Here is a 16,846-nt window from a genome sequence, read left to right as displayed (position 1 = left end):
ATGGACTCGCTGAAATGGCTATTACAGAACGTTCAATTCCACTTCAATATTACCGCGGGTAGCGCGGGAGTAAGGACATGCGCCGTGGGCTGCTTCAACGAGCTGCTTCGCGGTCTCGTGGTCCACGCCTTTGACCAGCACATCCATCTTCACAGCAATGCCGAAGCCGCCGTCTTCAACTTTGCCGAAGCTTACAGTAGCTGTTACTTCGCTGCCTTCGATCTTCACCTTACCCATGCGGGCAACCATATTCAGGGCGCTGTCAAAACAAGCGGAGTATCCTGCTGCGAACAGCTGCTCAGGATTCGTGCCTTCGCCGCCGGCGCCGCCCATTTCGCGCGGAGTGCTGATGGTAAGGTTCAGCTTAGGACTTTCCGATTCGATGTATCCCTGTCTGCCGCCCACCGCTTTTACTGTAGTTTCATACATTTTCTGTTGAATTGTCATCATTATAAATCTCTCCCGTTCGCGTTAAATTGTATTTTACACAACTTAATTTAACACAATTAAAATAAAAGTCAATCTATTTTCCACTATTAACATGATATTATGTATGAATTGTGATAAACTAATGTCACAAAGGCAGGTGAAGAAGAAATGCAAAATGAAACTACCACAACCCCTGAGCTTATGCTGGAGAACCAGCTCTGTTTTACGATTTATGCCTGTTCGCGTGAGTTCACGAAGTTATACCAGCCCCATCTGGATAAGATCGGATTAACGTATTCGCAGTATCTGGTGATGCTGGTTCTCTGGGAGAGACGGCAATGTACGGTCAAGGAGCTGGGTGAAGCGTTGTTCCTGGATTCGGGCACACTGACCCCGCTGCTGAAGCGGCTGCAGGCAGCAGGCCTGATATTGCGTGAGCGGTCCCTGCAGGACGAGCGGAAGGTCCTGATTTCTTTGACGGATCAAGGCTTGGCCCTGCAACAGGAAGCGATGTGTATTCCTGGCAAAATGGTTGAAGGCACGATGCTCTCCCCCGAGGAGTTCATCGGTCTGCTTGGACAATTCAAGGGCCTGCTAAACCGGGTTCATGAGGCGAATATTAGCAATTCCAAGTAGTCTATCACTCCATTGTCAATGCAATCGTTCGCATTCCGGCATGAAACCGAGCGAAAATGTATGTATAAATAGTGAAAGTTTTTAAGGAAAGCGCTTATAAAACATGTTACAATATTCTGGGTTTCACATTCTGGCATATAGGTAATTATAGATATCACTATTGTGATAGGTTCTATATGCTACTTGCAGAGAACAGTACCGTTTGAAAGTTGTGTATATCAGGCGCAGGTTCTCTGCTTGTACCGGGATATTGCCGGTTTACACCGGTCTGGGCCCGGCTTTGGACAATCAAAACGGAATGCGGAATGGCCGCAGGCTGCCTGCACAGGTCACCGCAATACTTTAGGAGGCTTCCGGAATGAATATCCACGAGTATCAGGGAAAAGAAGTACTTAAGAAGTATGGCGTAGCCGTACCGAACGGAAAAGTAGCTTATACAGTGGAGGAAGCAGTGGAAGCTGCCGCAGCGCTGGGTACCCCGGTTGTTGTAGTCAAAGCTCAGATTCATGCAGGCGGACGCGGCAAAGCCGGCGGCGTCAAGGTGGCGAAGAACAGTGATGAGGTTCGTGCCTATGCGGCGGAGATCCTCGGCAAGACACTGGTTACCCATCAGACGGGACCCGAAGGCAAGGTAGTGAAGCGGCTGCTGATTGAAGAAGGCTGTCAGATTGTTAAAGAATACTATATCGGACTGGTGGTGGACCGTGCTTCCGGACGGGTAGTCATGATGGCATCCGAGGAAGGCGGCACGGAGATCGAAGAGGTGGCTGCTACACATCCCGAGAAGATCTTCAAGGAGATCATTGATCCGGCTGTGGGCTTGCAGACCTTCCAGGCACGCAAATTAGCTTACAGCATCGCCATACCTTCTGAGCTGGTCAACAAAGCGGTCAAGTTCATGCAAGCGCTGTATCTGGCTTTTGTGGATAAAGATTGCTCAATTGCGGAGATTAATCCGCTGGTGGTTACCGCAGACGGGAATGTGATGGCGCTTGATGCCAAGCTTAACTTTGATTCCAACAGCCTGTTCCGCCACAAGGATATACTGGAGCTGCGCGATCTGGATGAAGAAGACGTCAAAGAAATTGAAGCCTCGAAGTTCGATCTCAGCTATATTGCCCTGGACGGCAACATCGGCTGTATGGTGAATGGTGCAGGCCTGGCGATGGCCACTATGGATATCATCAAATATTATGGCGGCGAACCGGCCAACTTCCTCGATGTAGGGGGCGGTGCGACGACCGAGAAGGTTACGGAAGCTTTCAAAATCATCCTGTCGGATGACAAGGTGAACGGAATTTTTGTAAATATTTTCGGCGGAATTATGCGTTGTGATGTGATCGCTACAGGGGTAGTCGAAGCAGCAAGACAGCTTGGCTTAACCAAGCCGCTGGTCGTCCGTCTTGAGGGTACTAATGTGGCGCTGGGCAAAGAGATCCTCGCCGGTTCGGGACTGAATATTGTTGCTGCCGATTCAATGGCCGACGGTGCCCGCAAAATTGTTGCTCTGGTGTAATATTCGACAATAAAAGTGAGGATGTGACCTAAGGCATGAGCATTCTTGTAGATAAAAATACAAAAGTCATCACCCAGGGAATTACCGGCGCTACGGGTTTATTTCATACGAAAGGTGCGCTGGATTACGGTACTCAGATGGTCGGCGGTGTAACCCCCGGCAAAGGAGGCACCTTCGTTCAGATTACGCTTGAGAATGGTACAGAGGCCAGTCTTCCGGTATTTGACACGGTAGTTGCGGCCAAAGCAGCCACGGGTGCAACCGCAAGTGTGATTTATGTACCGCCTGCATTTGCTGCTGATTCCATTATGGAAGCGGTGGATGCCGGGCTGGAGCTCGTCATTTGTATCACAGAAGGCATTCCGGTGCTGGATATGGTTAAAGTCTCAAGATACATGGAGGGCCGCTCCACGGTGTTAATCGGTCCTAACTGTCCTGGGGTCATTACGCCTGGAGAATGTAAAATTGGCATTATGCCGGGTTATATTCATAAACCGGGGTATGTGGGTGTAGTCTCGCGGAGCGGCACCTTGACCTATGAGGCTGTTCACCAGCTGACAGAGCGCGGAATCGGACAATCCTCGGCGGTAGGCATCGGCGGCGATCCGGTGAAGGGTTCGGAGTTCATCGACATTCTGAAGCTCTTTAACGAAGATCCCGGCACCAAGGCTGTCATTATGATCGGAGAGATCGGCGGTACGGCAGAGGAAGAAGCTGCGCTGTGGATCAAAGAGAATATGACCAAGCCTGTAGTCGGCTTCATTGGTGGTGTCACTGCGCCTCCGGGCAAGCGGATGGGCCATGCGGGGGCAATTATTTCAGGCGGGAAAGGGACGGCCAGTGAGAAGATCGCTGTGCTGGAGTCTTGCGGCATCAAGGTGGCGCCAACGCCTGCCGAGATGGGCTCTACCCTCGTCAGTGTGCTTGAGGAACGCGGCATTCTGAATGCCTTCACAACCCACTAGAATACTGCTTGCAGATTTTGCACATTAGTCACAGCTTTTTCTGCTGAAGCAAGTATAATATTCTTAAAGGTAAGCAACCTTTTGTCCCGGTAACGCGGATGAAAGGTTGCTTTTTGTGTTGGCGGGGCTTGCATTTCTGAGGCCTATATTACAAAATAAGGAAGGCTGGCCCTTCCGCTTAGGAGAGAATACATATGGAAATTCGGGAGCTGCTATTCGGTCTGAATGAAATGGAAGGGATTGGCTGGAAAAGTATCGACAAAATACGCCGGGCAGGGCTATTGACGAATGCTGTCTTCTCGTGTTCTGCTAAGGATTGGGAGCGGGCTGGAATCAGCAGTACAATGTCAGTCCGGCTTGCAGCAGAATTTAATGAAGCATGGGTTCTGAAGCGCCGCTCTTTAATGAAGGAAAGCGGTGTAGCCATGGTGACGATTCTGGATGAAGGCTACCCTGTTCAATTGAAGGAAACCCCGCAGCCGCCTTGGGTTTTGTATTACCGCGGCCGTCTGGAGCTGGCTTCCCGCCCTTCAGTCGCTATGGTCGGAACGCGGGTGCCCACTGCCTATGGGCGCAAGGTGGGCGGGATGCTGGCCGGGGAGCTAAGCGCAGCGGGTCTCACGGTTGTCAGCGGTCTGGCGAGAGGGATTGACAGTGTCAGTCATGAAGCCGCGCTTACCGGCGCTGGAGGGACCATTGCTGTGGTGGCAACCGGGCTGGATAAGGTCTACCCGCCGGAGAACCGGGAGCTTGAACGGCAGATTTCGCGTGAAGGTCTGGTTCTAAGCGAATATCCGCTCGGAACGCCAAGCCACCCCGGATTATTCCCCCAGCGTAACCGGATAATCGCCGGCCTGACGCTGGGAACACTGGTGGTGGAAGCGGACAGCCGCAGCGGTTCACTGATTACCGCCGATGCTGCGCTTGAAGCGGGCAGGGATGTATTTGCTGTGCCGGGTCCGCTGACCTCTCCCAAGAGCAGAGGGGCGCTGGAGCTGATCAAGCAGGGCGCGAAGCTGGTTACCGCCGCTTCAGACATCGTGGAAGAATACATATCTTATCTGCCTGCACGGGGTCCGGAAGCAGCGGCAGGGGCAGCTACGGGGCAAGGGAGTCTGGCAGACCTGCTTGAAAAGAAATTGACAAGTGAGGAGCAACACCTTTACCATATACTGCAACAAGGCCCGTTTACACTGGATGAGCTGCTGGCGTCTACAAAGTGGGATTTTGGACATTTGCATTCAGTTCTGTTATCTTTAATCATAAAAAAAGCGGTAACACAATTACCGGGTGCAATTTATAAGGTAATTTAATATAGAAGTAACTGTGGTAAGCATACACTCCCTGGCTCCGGCCGGGTCCGAAGACGGACTCAGGAGGCTGTCTGCTTACAAACTTTTGGGAGGAAAACCTATGGCAGATGCGTTGGTTATTGTAGAATCACCATCAAAAGCAAAAACGATTGGGAAATATCTAGGCAGTAAATATATTGTGAAGGCATCTATGGGGCATATCATAGATTTGCCAAAAAGCCAGATCGGCGTAGATGTGGAGAATGATTTTAATCCCAAATATATAACGATCCGCGGCAAGGGTTCTATATTGAAGGAACTTAAGGATGCCAGTAAAAAAGTGAAAAAAGTCTATCTCGCAGCTGACCCGGACCGCGAAGGTGAAGCGATTGCCTGGCATTTGGCAAATGCACTAAATCTGGACAACACACAGGAATGCCGCGTGGTCTTTAACGAAATTACAAAGCAGGCTGTGAAGGATGCCTTCAAGACGCCGCGCAAGATTAATATGGATCTGGTGAACGCGCAGCAGGCGCGGCGTATACTTGACCGGCTTGTCGGTTACAAGATTAGCCCTTTATTATGGAAGAAAGTCAAAAAAGGCCTCTCTGCTGGACGCGTACAATCGGTAGCGGTCAAGATCGTCATGGACCGGGAGAATGAAATTTCCGAATTCGTTCCTACAGAATACTGGAGTATTACGGCCAAGCTAGCGATTCGGGATTCTGAATTCGAGGCCAAGTTCCACCGGCTGAACGGCGAGAAGAAGGAGTTGGGCCAGGAGAGCGATGTGCAGGAAGTGCTGGAAGCGATCAAGAACGCCGCCTTCCAGGTCAAAGAAGTGAAGGAGAAGGAGAGACAACGGCATCCTTCCGCTCCGTTTACGACAAGCTCACTCCAGCAGGAAGCTGCCCGTAAGCTGGGCTTCCGCGCGTCCAAGACGATGTCTGTCGCTCAGCAGCTCTATGAGGGGGTTGAGCTGGGCAAGGAAGGCACTGTCGGTTTGATTACCTATATGCGTACGGATTCCACCCGTATCTCCGTTACGGCGCAGGAGGAAGCTAAGGAGCTGATCCAGTCCAAATACGGCGAGAAGTTCATTCCCGAGTCTCCGCGTCAATACTCCAAGAAGGCAGCCGGGTCCCAGGATGCGCATGAAGCGATTCGTCCGACCTCCGCGCTGCGTGAGCCTGATATGGTCAAAGAATTCATGAGCCGTGACCAGTTCCGTTTGTATAAGCTGGTATGGGAGCGTTTTGTCTCGAGTCAGATGTCTTCCGCACTGCTGGATACCTTGTCGGTAGATATTACAGCCGGTACGGCAATCTTCAGAGCGGTAGGGTCCAAGGTTTCTTTCCCTGGCTTCATGAAGGTATATGTGGAAGGCAATGATGACGGCACGACGGATGAAGAGAAATTCCTGCCGCAGCTTAAGGCAGGCGATGATCTGATTAAGCGTGAGATCGAGCCGAAGCAGCATTTCACTCAGCCCCCGCCAAGATATACGGAAGCCCGGCTGGTCAAAACCCTTGAGGAATTGGGCATAGGCCGTCCAAGTACGTATGCTCCAACCCTGGAAACGATCCAGAAGCGCGGCTACGTGGCGATTGAAGAGAAGAAATTCATGCCAACGGAGCTTGGAGAGCTGATCATAGAGCAGATGGAAGAGTTCTTCCCGGAAATTCTGGATGTGGAATTCACCGCTCACATGGAAGGGGATCTTGACCATGTGGAGGAAGGTGCGGAGGATTGGGTGAAGGTTCTGGCCCAGTTCTATGAATCCTTTGAGAAGAGACTTACGTATGCTGAAGAGGAAATGAAGGAAATTGAAATTGAAGATGAGGTTTCCGATGAGCTGTGCGAGAAATGCGGTAAGCCGATGGTCTATAAGCTCGGCCGGTTCGGCAAATTCCTGGCCTGCTCCGGATTCCCGGAATGCCGCAATACGAAGCCGATTATTAAGGATATCGGTGTAAACTGCCCGAAATGTCATGAAGGCAAGGTTGTAGAGCGGCGCAGCAAGAAGGGGCGTGTCTTCTACGGCTGTGACCAGTACCCGGGCTGTGACTTTGTATCCTGGGACAGACCGTCAGTGAAGCCATGTCCAGCCTGCGGTTCGTGGATGATAGAGAAGCGCAACAAGCAGGGAACCAAGCTGCAGTGCACCTCGTGTGATCATACAGAGGCTGTACTCGACAATGATGAATTAGCAGAATAATAGGGTCACAGGAGGAAGGGACATTGACACAAACAGCAAAAGTAACCGTAATTGGAGCCGGTCTCGCCGGGAGTGAAGCCGCCTGGCAGATCGCTTCGCGGGGAGTTCCGGTTAGATTGTATGAGATGCGCCCGGTAGTGAAGACGCCTGCGCATCATACGGATCAGTTCGCGGAGCTGGTCTGCAGCAACTCACTTCGGGCCAACGGCCTCGGGAATGCAGTGGGTGTACTTAAGGAGGAAATGCGGCGCCTGGACTCCCTGGTGCTGGGTGCAGCCGACAGGCATGCGGTTCCGGCAGGAGGCGCACTCGCCGTGGACCGGGATGGCTTCTCTGGTGAAATTACTTCCATGCTGCATAATCATCCCCTGGTTGAAGTCATAAACGAAGAACTTCCGCATATACCGGAGGAAGGGATCGTTGTGATTGCAACGGGTCCGCTGACTTCCCCGTCCCTGTCTTCGGAGATTAAGAGCCTGCTTGGGGAGGAATACTTCTACTTCTATGATGCTGCCGCTCCGATTGTGGAGAAAGACAGTATTGATATGGGGAAGGTATATTTGGCTTCCCGCTATGATAAAGGCGAAGCCGCCTACCTGAACTGTCCGATGACGGAAGAGGAATTCGATGTTTTTTATGATGCGCTGATCTCGGCAGAGACGGCCGCGCTCAAAGACTTTGAGAAAGAGATTTACTTTGAAGGCTGTATGCCGATCGAGATTATGATGAAACGCGGCAAGCAGACGGCACTTTTCGGACCTATGAAGCCTGTAGGACTGATGAATCCTCATACGGGCAAGCTGCCTTACGCGGTTGTGCAACTGCGCCAGGACAATGCCGCGGGAACGCTGTATAATCTGGTCGGGTTCCAGACCCATCTGAAGTGGGGCGAGCAAAAACGGGTATTCTCACTCATTCCGGGCCTTGAGAATGCCGAATATGTGCGTTATGGTGTCATGCACCGCAATACATTTATCAATTCTCCCAAGCTGCTGCATCCCACTTATCAGATGAAGGGCCGCGAAAGGCTGTTTTTTGCCGGCCAGATGACCGGGGTTGAAGGGTATGTGGAGTCTGCGGCTTCCGGTATGATTGCCGGTATGAATGCGGCGAGAGCTGCGCTTGGCGAGGAGAGTCTGATATTCCCCGAAGACACTGTACTGGGCAGTATGCCTGCTTACATTACTTCGGCAGATCCGGAGCACTTCCAGCCGATGAATGCCAACTTTGGCCTGCTGCCGAAGCTTGACACCAGATTCCGCAGCAAAAAAGAGAAAAACGAACGCCTGGCTTACCGGGCGCTGGACAGCCTGGCTGCCTATGCTGCGGCTAACCAGTTGACTTATAAAGAGCCGGAGATTGCGGAAGCTGAGCTGGCAGAGGCGGATCTTCCGGTCCAATAATATCAAGCCTGTATCACAACATTTGAGGAGGGTGCCCATTATGTTACCCAGCTTTCATGCGACTACGATTTGTGCGGTAAGACATAACGGCCATGCGGCGATTGCCGGTGACGGCCAGGTTACATTCGGAGAGAGCGTCATTATGAAGACGACGGCCAAGAAGGTCCGCCGCTTGTACAGGGGACAGGTGATTGCCGGATTTGCGGGCTCCGTTGCCGATGCGATTACTTTGTTCGAGAAGTTCGAGGGCAAGCTGGAGGAGCATCACGGCAATCTCCAGCGGGCAGCGGTAGAGCTGGCTAAGGATTGGCGCCAGGACCGCATTCTGCGCAAGCTGGAAGCCCTCATGATCGTAATGGATAAGGAAGGCATGCTGCTGATCTCCGGCAACGGTGAAATCATCGAGCCGGATGACGATGTGCTGGCGATCGGCTCCGGCGGTAACTTTGCACTGGCTTCCGGGCGGGCGCTCAAACGCCATGCCTCACATCTGGGTGCCGGTGAGATCGCCAGAGAAGCGCTGCAGATTGCTTCCGAGATCTGTGTATATACCAATTCCAATATCATTGTCGAACAATTATAGGCAAGCTGCCATATATAAAGGGAGGAAGTCACAATGGTGAATCAATCGCTTACGCCCCGCCAGATCGTAACAGAGCTTGACAAGTATATCGTAGGTCAGAAGCAGGCCAAGAAATCAGTGGCTGTTGCGCTCCGCAACCGGTATCGGCGCAGTCTTTTGTCCGAAGAGCTCCGGGATGAGGTTGTGCCCAAAAACATTCTTATGATCGGACCTACCGGTGTCGGTAAAACGGAGATTGCCCGGCGTCTGGCCAAGCTCGTTAATGCACCGTTCATCAAAGTGGAAGCGACCAAATTCACGGAAGTCGGTTATGTGGGACGCGATGTGGAGTCGATGGTCCGTGATCTGGTGGAGACCTCTATTCGTATGGTGAAGCTTGAACGCACCGAAAAGGTGAAGGACCGGGCAGAAGAGCTGGCCAATGACCGCATTGTGGCGATTCTCGTCCCTTCCTCATCCAAGGGCAAATCGCAGCGCAATCCGTTCGAGATGATATTTGGCGGGAACAATGGCGGTGCGGAGGAGTCCAAGGAAGAGCCTGAGGACGGAAGTCTGAGCGAACGCCGCAGAGGGATTAAGTTCAAGCTGCTTGCCGGTCAGCTCGAGGATGATATCATCGAGATTGATGTGGAAGACACAACCCCTTCCATGATGGATATGTTCGCCGGCCAAGGCAATGACCAGATGGGCATGAACATGCAGGAGATGTTCGGCAATCTGCTGCCGAAGCGTACGAAGAAGCGCAAGCTGCCGATCCGTGAAGCACGCAAGGTGCTGATTCAAGATGAAGCGGCCAAGCTGATTGACACCGACGATATGATTCAGGAGTCCGTCGCCCGTGCAGAGCAATCCGGGATTATATTCATTGATGAGATCGACAAGGTGGCCAGCCAAGGCAAGGGCTCGGGTCCCGATGTATCCCGCGAAGGCGTGCAGCGCGATATTCTGCCCATCGTAGAAGGATCGACCGTCATGACCAAATACGGACCTGTGAAGACGGACTATGTGCTGTTCATAGCGGCCGGAGCTTTTCATATTGCCAAGCCTTCCGATCTGATCCCCGAGCTTCAGGGGCGTTTCCCGATCCGTGTAGAGCTGAGCAGTCTTACACTTGAGGACTTTGTATCTATTCTTACTGAGCCTGAGAACGCACTTACGAAACAATATGTGCATTTGCTGCAGACGGAGAACATAGAAATACAGTTCCAGAAGGAAGCGATTCAGGAAATTGCCAAAATTGCGGCCTCTGTAAACCAGAATATGGAGAACATCGGGGCGCGGCGTCTTCATACGATCCTGGAGAAGCTGCTGGAGGATCTTTCTTTTGAAGCCCCTGAGCTGACACTCGACACCATGGTCATCACTCCGGAGTATGTTCGCGAAAAACTGGCAGGAATCGCGCAGGATCGCGACTTAAGCCAATATATCCTTTAAGCCGGGCAGGGTAAGAAAATCGTCAACGTAGGTAATTAGAATTATGGCTATGCAAATTTGATTCTATAATCATGCATAAAAAGTTAAAAAATCCTTTAATAAAGAATAAAATGTAATATAAAAGGAAAAATATTGTAAAAACATGCTTTAAGCCCTCTCTTTTCAGAAAAGATAGGGCTTATTTCTTATTGTAATAATATACAAATTCTAAGAGAATCAATGTATGTGAGATTGACATAAGAATCATTCATCGACATGGTTCGACTTATGGCCGACAATAAAATGAAAATAATGACTTAATTTGTCGAAAATGAGCAGGAATTTGGACGATGTTGTGGAATTCTTTTCATTATGATAGGTTTGGAAGGGGGATTACTATGGGTTTGCTGAACAGTGTCAGTTTTCAAAGATTACAAGGAGGCCTCGATGCCGCCACTAAACGACAAAGTGTTCTGGCGAATAACGTAGCAAATGTGGATACGCCGAATTTTAAACGCTCAGATGTTAGCTTTGAAAGTTTCCTGAGACAACAGGAGAGCGGTGTGAAGCCTACACTGGGTGCGAAAGTCTCAGACTCTCGCCATTTCCGCTTCGGGTCAGTGACCGGCATGCCGGCTGCTGTGGTCAGTACAGATGAGACCACTTCTATGAATAACAATGGCAATAATGTGGATATGGATCGTGAACAGGCGCTAAGCGCCGAGAACCAGCTGAGGTACAACTCTTACGTAGAACAGCTGAACAGTCAGATTACAATGATGCGTACAGTTGTACAGGGAGGGTAATGAATAGTGAACTTTGGCAGCAGCTTTGGTATTAGTGCCTCGGCTTTAACCGCCCAGCGCCTGCGTATGGATGTGATCTCTTCCAATATCGCCAACGCCGAGACAACAAGGGCTTCAATGGTGGACGGCAAAGCCGTACCTTACCGCCGTAAGCTTGTCGTTATGGAAACAGCCCAGCCTGACAGCTTCTCAAATATACTGAATTCCAAAATGGGCAGCGGCAGTGAAGGGGTCAAGGTGAAATCAATTATCGAGGATTCTTCTCCGCTGAAGCCGGTGTACAATCCCAGCCATCCGGATGCGGACGCTGACGGATATGTATACATGCCGAATGTGGATCTGACCAAGGAAATGGTGGACATGCTGTCTGCCTCGCGTTCGTATGAAGCGAATGTTACAATGCTGAACGCATCCAAATCTATGGTGACCAAGGCGCTTGAAATCGGCCGGTAAAATGAATTGACTGTCTAGGAGGAGAAGAATTGATACAGAATTTATTGATCGGGACCCAAGCTGTACAGCCGCTGGCTATGAAATCCGTAGCTGCAGAATCCTCAGCCGTTCAAGAGTCAGGACAGAGCTTTGGTTCATACCTGGAGAATGCGCTTAACCAGGTGGCAGATCAGGAACAGCACGCGAAAGACATGAGTAACAAATTTGTACTGGGAGAGGTCAATATTGATGAGGCTATGATTTCGTCCCAACAGGCATTGCTGAGTTTGCAGTTGACTACACAAGTCCGGAACAAAGTAATTGAAGCCTATCAGGAAATTATGAGAACTCAAATCTAAATAATCCTAGCTACGTTTCGGATGGGGTGACACTGTGAATGAAAGATTGGCCCAGTACCGGGAGAAGATAACCCTGTATTGGAACAGATTCAGCGGTAAACAGAAGATCTTATTCTTCTCTACTCTGTTTATCATCATAATAGTAATCGTAGTAACGACTACGCAGTTATCGAAGGTAGAATACGAAGTTGCTTTTCAGGATCTGAACAGTACCGATTCAGCAGGGGTTATGAGTTATTTGGATACATCAGGGATTTCTTACCGTCTCAGCCCGGATGGCAAAAGCATCTCAGTACCCAGTACTGACGCTGCGCGCATCAAGATAGCTGTTGGTTCTCAGGGGATTGTGCAGCAGGGTTCTATCGGGTACAAGGTGTTCAATGAATCATCTTCCATGATCGGAACTACAGACAGTGAATTCAATGTTAAATACAACAATGCGCTTAATGGTGAAGTTGAACAATTGATGAGAAGAATGCAGGGGATCAAAGACGTCAAGGTTCTCATTACTCTTCCGAAGGAAACGGTGTTCGCTGCACAGGAAGATCAGGAGAAGGCGCTGGCTTCCGTTGTTATGAGCTTCGATCCGGGCTTCCGGCCTTCACAGGAGAATATCGACGGGTACTTCAATCTCGTAAAGACTGCTGTTCCGAATCTGCCGATTGATAATATTACCATTACCAACAACGAGGTAGAGCTGAGACCTACGGCCAAGGGCGGCCAGGCAGGTGTCGCAAGCCAGGTTGAAGAGAACTTCGCACTGAAGAAGAAATTTGAAGACGACGTCAAAAAGGATGTCAAGCAATTCCTGAGTACCCTCACAGGTCCGGATAAGGTAGATGTTCTGGTGTTCTCCAAGCTTAACTTCGATAAGGAGAACAGAAAGGAAGATATCGTAGTACCGGTAGATGCTGAGAATATGAAAGGGATTGAGATCAGCTCGCAAATTATCAGCAAGACGTATTCGGGTCAAGGTAACGCATCCGGAGGAGTTGCAGGTACAGGGTCTGAAGATGTTGCAGGTTATCCTGCGGGGGCTGACACAGGTGCTTCTTCTTCTGAGGAATCGTCGGAGACAAGGAATTTTGAAGTGACCAGAATTACGAAAGATATTATTGCAAGTCCATATACTGTAAAAGATTTAACCATAAATGTTGCGGTTGAACCACCTGCAGGACAAACATCTTTGGACGAAGCTACTTCAGGAGCAATCCAGAACATTCTGGTTAATATTGTCCGTGCCTCATTAGCAGATTCGGGTATCACTTATACAGACGCCGATCTAACCAAAAAAGTTTCGGTATACTCGCAACAATTTGGAAGTACTACTGCGGATGACACATCCGGCGGACTTGCAACCTGGATGATCTGGGCCATTGGTGCAGCCGCCTTACTGGTCGGTGCAGGCGGTGGTTACCTGATCTACCGCAGCCGCAAGAGCAAGCAGGAGGAAGAAGTGGAGGAAGATATTCCACTGCAGGTTCCTACCGAGTTTCCATCTATTAACATGGATAGCGTGACGAATGAAAGTCAGGTCCGCAAGCAGCTGGAAAGTCTGGCGAAGAAGAAGCCGGATGAATTCGTAAATCTGCTCCGTACATGGCTCGCTGAAGAACAGAGGTGAAGGAATGGCAAAAGCTGGCCAGCAGGGACTTAGCGGCCGCCAGAAGGCGGCTATCCTGCTTATCACACTAGGGCCTGAAGTATCGGCACAAATATTCAAGCATTTGCGGGATGAGGAGATTGAACAGCTGACTCTGGAGATCGCCAATGTCCGCAAAGTGGACAGCGGTGAAAAAGAGTCGATCATGTCTGAATTCCATCAAATCTGTCTCGCCCAGGAGTATATCTCGCAAGGCGGTATCAATTATGCCAAGGAGATCCTGGAGAAAGCACTCGGCTCCGCCAAGGCGCTCGAAGTGATCAACCGCCTGACAGCCACGCTGCAGGTAAGACCTTTCGACTTCGCCCGCAAAGCGGACCCGAACCAGATTCTCAACTTTATCCAGAATGAAAATGTACAGACCATTGCCCTTGTACTCTCTTATCTGCAATTTGAACAGGCGGCCTCCATCCTGTCTTCCCTGCCGCAGGAGAAGCAGGCTGAGGTAGCCCGGAGAATTGCCATTATGGACAGCACCTCTCCAGAGGTGGTCACCCAGATCGAACGGGTACTGGAGCAGAAGCTGTCTGCTACAGTTACCCAGGATTATACGAATGCCGGCGGTATCGAATCCATCGTGCAGATTCTGAACGGTGTTGACCGCGGAACAGAGCGTACGATTCTCGATTCCCTGGAAATTCAGGACCCTGAGCTGGCAGAAGAAATCAAGAAGCGGATGTTCGTCTTCGAGGATATCGTCAATGTGGACAACCGTTCCATCCAGCGGATTATCAAGGATATCGACAATGCGGATTTGCAGCTTGCGCTCAAGGTGGCCAGCGAGGAAGTGCGGGATGTTATTTTCCGCAACATGTCCAAGCGTATGGCCGAGACCTTCCGCGAGGAAATGGAGTACATGGGACCTGTACGGCTGCGTGATGTGGAAGAAGCACAGACACGCATCGTAGGCACGATCCGTAGACTCGAGGAGTCTGGTGAAATTATCATCGCCCGTGGCGGAGGAGATGACATTATTGTCTAAGCTGATCAAACATTCTCAATATATTCCGGTAGATGTGCTGAAGCGGCTGGAGCAGGCCAGACATCATGCAGGACTTACCGAAGAGCCTGCTCATGAGGAGGCTCCGGGTGAGGTTCACTATCAGGACCCCGCCAGAGAGGCGGCGGAGCAGTCCCGCAAGCAAATGCTGAAGGATGCCCAGGAGTTCGCCGAAGGCCAAGTCCGGAACGCCTCCCAGGAAGCTGAGAATATTGTGGAATCAGCACGGACGGAAGCTGAAGAGTGGTGGCGGCAGCGCAGGGAGCAGGATGAGCTGCTGATAGAGGCTGTCAAATCCGAAGGATATCAGCAAGGCTACCAGGAAGGCCTGGCGCAGGCTGAACAGGAGATGTCCCGGCGTCTTGCCGAGATGATGGAGGAAGCACGCACTGTGCTTCAGGAAGCGTACCGGGCAAAAGATGTGATTATTCAGGAGGCTGAGCCATTTCTGGTGGAGCTTAGCTGCAGTATTGCCGAGAAAATCGTGGACAGACAGCTCACGGTTGAACCGCAGTTTGCGATGGACCTGATTCGTAAGAATCTGGCCCGCAAGCGCGAGCAGGGGCTGATCTCTTTATGTGTCTCCCCGGCGCAGTTTGCCTTTGTCAATGCGGCGAGGGAAGAGCTCTCGCTTGCTGTAGACTCTCAGGCTGAGCTGCAGATTCTGCCGGATTCCACAGTCAGAGACCAGGGGTGTGTGATCCGGTCCTCCTTCGGCAGCATCGACGCGCGTGTCGATACCCAACTGTCCGAAATCAAAAAAGAGTTGCTCAGAATCGCGCTGGACTCGGATGAACACGGAAATGGGGACGACGATGCTTGACAGCGGAAGATACAAGGAACAGCTGCGTAACTTCGACCCGGTACGGATTAACGGCAAGGTGACCCAGGTTATCGGGCTGATGGTGGAGTCGGAAGGGCCTGACGCCAGCATCGGCGATGTCTGTTATATCTATCCTGCCAAGGGAACCAAGCCGCTCCAGGCAGAGGTTGTGGGCTTTCGTGACAACAAGGTGCTGCTTATGCCGCTTGGAGAACTTCAGGCGATTGGACCGGGCTGTGATGTGGTGGGCACCGGCAAGCCGCTAAGTGTTCAAGTAGGCTCTGAGCTGCTGGGCAAGGTGCTTGACGGTCTGGGACAACCGCTGGACGGTTCACTCATACCGGCCAGGATGCCGCATAGCTCAACCTTCAACATCCCGTCCAATCCGCTTAACCGCCCGCGGGTCGCGGAACCGATCAGCATCGGAGTAAGGGCTATCGACGGACTTCTGACCATCGGCAAAGGTCAGCGTGTAGGGATTTTTGCAGGTTCAGGTGTCGGCAAGAGTACTCTGATGGGGATGATTGCCCGCAACACCTCTGCGGATGTGAATGTCATCGCCCTGATCGGCGAGAGGGGCAGAGAGGTGCTTGATTTCATTGAACGTGACCTGGGGCCGGAAGGCCTTCAGCGTTCGGTAGTTATTGTTGCCACTTCGGATCAGCCGGCGCTAATCCGGATCAAAGGGGCTCTGATTGCCACTACGATCGCCGAGTATTTCCGTGACCGCGGACTGAATGTCATGCTGATGATGGACTCGGTTACGCGTTATGCCATGGCACAGCGTGAGGTGGGGCTGGCTGTAGGAGAGCCTCCGGCAATGAGAGGGTATACCCCGTCTGTGTTCGCCAGCCTCCCTAAGCTGCTGGAACGGGCCGGGACCGGCCCGACAGGGTCAATTACCGCATTCTACACCGTGCTGGTTGACGGTGACGATATGAACGAGCCTATCGCCGACGCTGTGCGCGGAATTCTTGACGGGCATATTGTTCTGAATCGTAATATCGCCAATAAGGGGCATTTCCCGGCGATAGATGTTCTCTCCAGCATCAGCCGGGTGATGAAGGATATCGCACCGGAGGAGCAGATTGCAGCGGCCGAGAATGTGAAGCGCCTGATGGCGGTGTACAAGGATTCCGAGGATCTGATCAATATCGGTGCTTACCAAAGAGGCTCGAACGCGCAAATTGATGAGTCGATGCATTACATCGACAGCATCTGGGATTTCACCAAGCAAAAGGTGAATGAGAAAGTAACCCTTAGTGAAGTGCAGCAGTCTTTAATTTCACAGTTCTCGAGGAGTTGATT

General features: G+C 51.2%; 16 protein-coding genes. 15 read left to right on the top strand and 1 reads right to left on the bottom strand.

All coding sequences use genetic code 11. The annotated features are described in order from the left end of the window. Positions 1-21: 21 nt before the first annotated feature. On the bottom strand, positions 22-450 hold the full coding sequence (locus KDC22_RS19620) for an organic hydroperoxide resistance protein (protein ID WP_173133131.1): 429 nt from the start codon (positions 448-450) through the stop codon (positions 22-24). A 147-nt stretch (positions 451-597) separates the two neighbouring features. Between KDC22_RS19620 and KDC22_RS19615 the strand changes: the two genes are divergently transcribed. The 15 genes from KDC22_RS19615 (at position 598) to fliI (ending at position 16,844) form a co-directional block, all read left to right on the top strand. After that, positions 598-1,065 (top strand): MarR family winged helix-turn-helix transcriptional regulator, encoded by a 468-nt coding sequence (locus KDC22_RS19615; protein ID WP_173133134.1) that lies wholly within the window; start codon positions 598-600, stop codon positions 1,063-1,065. A 358-nt stretch (positions 1,066-1,423) separates the two neighbouring features. Beyond that, positions 1,424-2,581 carry an ADP-forming succinate--CoA ligase subunit beta gene (gene sucC, locus KDC22_RS19610; protein WP_173133137.1) on the top strand — a complete coding sequence of 386 codons (1,158 nt, stop codon included), beginning with the start codon at positions 1,424-1,426 and terminating at the stop codon, positions 2,579-2,581. Between the two features lie 35 nt (positions 2,582-2,616). Continuing rightward, the gene (gene sucD, locus KDC22_RS19605) at positions 2,617-3,546 is read left to right on the top strand and encodes a succinate--CoA ligase subunit alpha (protein WP_173133140.1); all 930 of its coding nucleotides are present in this window, start codon (positions 2,617-2,619) and stop codon (positions 3,544-3,546) included. A gap of 194 nt (positions 3,547-3,740) precedes the next feature. Beyond that, a complete protein-coding gene (gene dprA, locus KDC22_RS19600; protein WP_211720068.1) occupies positions 3,741-4,859 on the top strand; it encodes a DNA-processing protein DprA in 1,119 nt (372 codons plus the stop codon). Between the two features lie 100 nt (positions 4,860-4,959). Then, positions 4,960-7,056, top strand: coding sequence for a type I DNA topoisomerase (gene topA, locus KDC22_RS19595; RefSeq protein WP_211720067.1), 2,097 nt, complete (start codon positions 4,960-4,962; stop codon positions 7,054-7,056). Between the two features lie 23 nt (positions 7,057-7,079). Beyond that, positions 7,080-8,459 (top strand): FADH(2)-oxidizing methylenetetrahydrofolate--tRNA-(uracil(54)-C(5))-methyltransferase TrmFO, encoded by a 1,380-nt coding sequence (gene trmFO, locus KDC22_RS19590; RefSeq protein ID WP_173133149.1) that lies wholly within the window; start codon positions 7,080-7,082, stop codon positions 8,457-8,459. Positions 8,460-8,499: 40 nt separating this feature from the next. Continuing rightward, entirely contained in the window at positions 8,500-9,042 is a 543-nt protein-coding gene (gene hslV / locus KDC22_RS19585; protein ID WP_173133152.1) for an ATP-dependent protease subunit HslV, read from the top strand. A gap of 33 nt (positions 9,043-9,075) precedes the next feature. After that, entirely contained in the window at positions 9,076-10,476 is a 1,401-nt protein-coding gene (gene hslU / locus KDC22_RS19580) for an ATP-dependent protease ATPase subunit HslU (RefSeq protein ID WP_173133155.1), read from the top strand. A 377-nt stretch (positions 10,477-10,853) separates the two neighbouring features. After that, entirely contained in the window at positions 10,854-11,261 is a 408-nt protein-coding gene (gene flgB, locus KDC22_RS19575) for a flagellar basal body rod protein FlgB (RefSeq protein ID WP_211720066.1), read from the top strand. Between the two features lie 6 nt (positions 11,262-11,267). Beyond that, the gene (gene flgC, locus KDC22_RS19570; protein ID WP_211720065.1) at positions 11,268-11,714 is read left to right on the top strand and encodes a flagellar basal body rod protein FlgC; all 447 of its coding nucleotides are present in this window, start codon (positions 11,268-11,270) and stop codon (positions 11,712-11,714) included. Positions 11,715-11,743: 29 nt separating this feature from the next. After that, a complete protein-coding gene (fliE, locus tag KDC22_RS19565; protein ID WP_173133164.1) occupies positions 11,744-12,052 on the top strand; it encodes a flagellar hook-basal body complex protein FliE in 309 nt (102 codons plus the stop codon). A 34-nt stretch (positions 12,053-12,086) separates the two neighbouring features. Continuing rightward, positions 12,087-13,676, top strand: a complete 1,590-nt coding sequence (fliF, locus tag KDC22_RS19560; protein WP_173133167.1) for a flagellar basal-body MS-ring/collar protein FliF — start codon at positions 12,087-12,089, stop codon at positions 13,674-13,676. 4 nt (positions 13,677-13,680) lie between these two features. Next, complete coding sequence (fliG, locus tag KDC22_RS19555; RefSeq protein ID WP_173133170.1) at positions 13,681-14,697, top strand: flagellar motor switch protein FliG; 1,017 nt, start codon at positions 13,681-13,683, stop codon at positions 14,695-14,697. Beyond that, positions 14,690-15,538 carry a FliH/SctL family protein gene (locus KDC22_RS19550; protein ID WP_173133700.1) on the top strand — a complete coding sequence of 283 codons (849 nt, stop codon included), beginning with the start codon at positions 14,690-14,692 and terminating at the stop codon, positions 15,536-15,538. The genes fliG and KDC22_RS19550 overlap by 8 nt, the downstream gene beginning before the upstream one ends. Next, positions 15,531-16,844, top strand: coding sequence for a flagellar protein export ATPase FliI (gene fliI / locus KDC22_RS19545; RefSeq protein WP_173133697.1), 1,314 nt, complete (start codon positions 15,531-15,533; stop codon positions 16,842-16,844). Before KDC22_RS19550 ends, fliI begins: the two co-directional genes overlap by 8 nt. Positions 16,845-16,846 lie beyond the last annotated feature (2 nt).

Origin of the sequence: Paenibacillus tritici, from assembly GCF_018207515.1 — a bacterium.
Lineage (GTDB): Bacteria > Bacillota > Bacilli > Paenibacillales > Paenibacillaceae > Paenibacillus_AQ > Paenibacillus_AQ tritici.
The sequence above is the reverse complement of the archived record's forward strand: the minus strand, read 5'-3'. Positions and strand labels throughout refer to the sequence as shown.

Bases quoted from the DNA above. Each gene is read 5' to 3' on its own strand.
- KDC22_RS19620 (WP_173133131.1), bottom strand. From the start codon at position 450: ATGATGACAATTCAACAGAAAATGTATGAAACTACAGTAAAAGCGGTG.
- KDC22_RS19615 (WP_173133134.1), top strand. From the start codon at position 598: ATGCAAAATGAAACTACCACAACCCCTGAGCTTATGCTGGAGAACCAG.
- sucC (WP_173133137.1), top strand. From the start codon at position 1,424: ATGAATATCCACGAGTATCAGGGAAAAGAAGTACTTAAGAAGTATGGC.
- sucD (WP_173133140.1), top strand. From the start codon at position 2,617: ATGAGCATTCTTGTAGATAAAAATACAAAAGTCATCACCCAGGGAATT.
- dprA (WP_211720068.1), top strand. From the start codon at position 3,741: ATGGAAATTCGGGAGCTGCTATTCGGTCTGAATGAAATGGAAGGGATT.
- topA (WP_211720067.1), top strand. From the start codon at position 4,960: ATGGCAGATGCGTTGGTTATTGTAGAATCACCATCAAAAGCAAAAACG.
- hslV (WP_173133152.1), top strand. From the start codon at position 8,500: ATGTTACCCAGCTTTCATGCGACTACGATTTGTGCGGTAAGACATAAC.
- hslU (WP_173133155.1), top strand. From the start codon at position 9,076: ATGGTGAATCAATCGCTTACGCCCCGCCAGATCGTAACAGAGCTTGAC.
- flgB (WP_211720066.1), top strand. From the start codon at position 10,854: ATGGGTTTGCTGAACAGTGTCAGTTTTCAAAGATTACAAGGAGGCCTC.
- fliG (WP_173133170.1), top strand. From the start codon at position 13,681: ATGGCAAAAGCTGGCCAGCAGGGACTTAGCGGCCGCCAGAAGGCGGCT.
- fliI (WP_173133697.1), top strand. From the start codon at position 15,531: ATGCTTGACAGCGGAAGATACAAGGAACAGCTGCGTAACTTCGACCCG.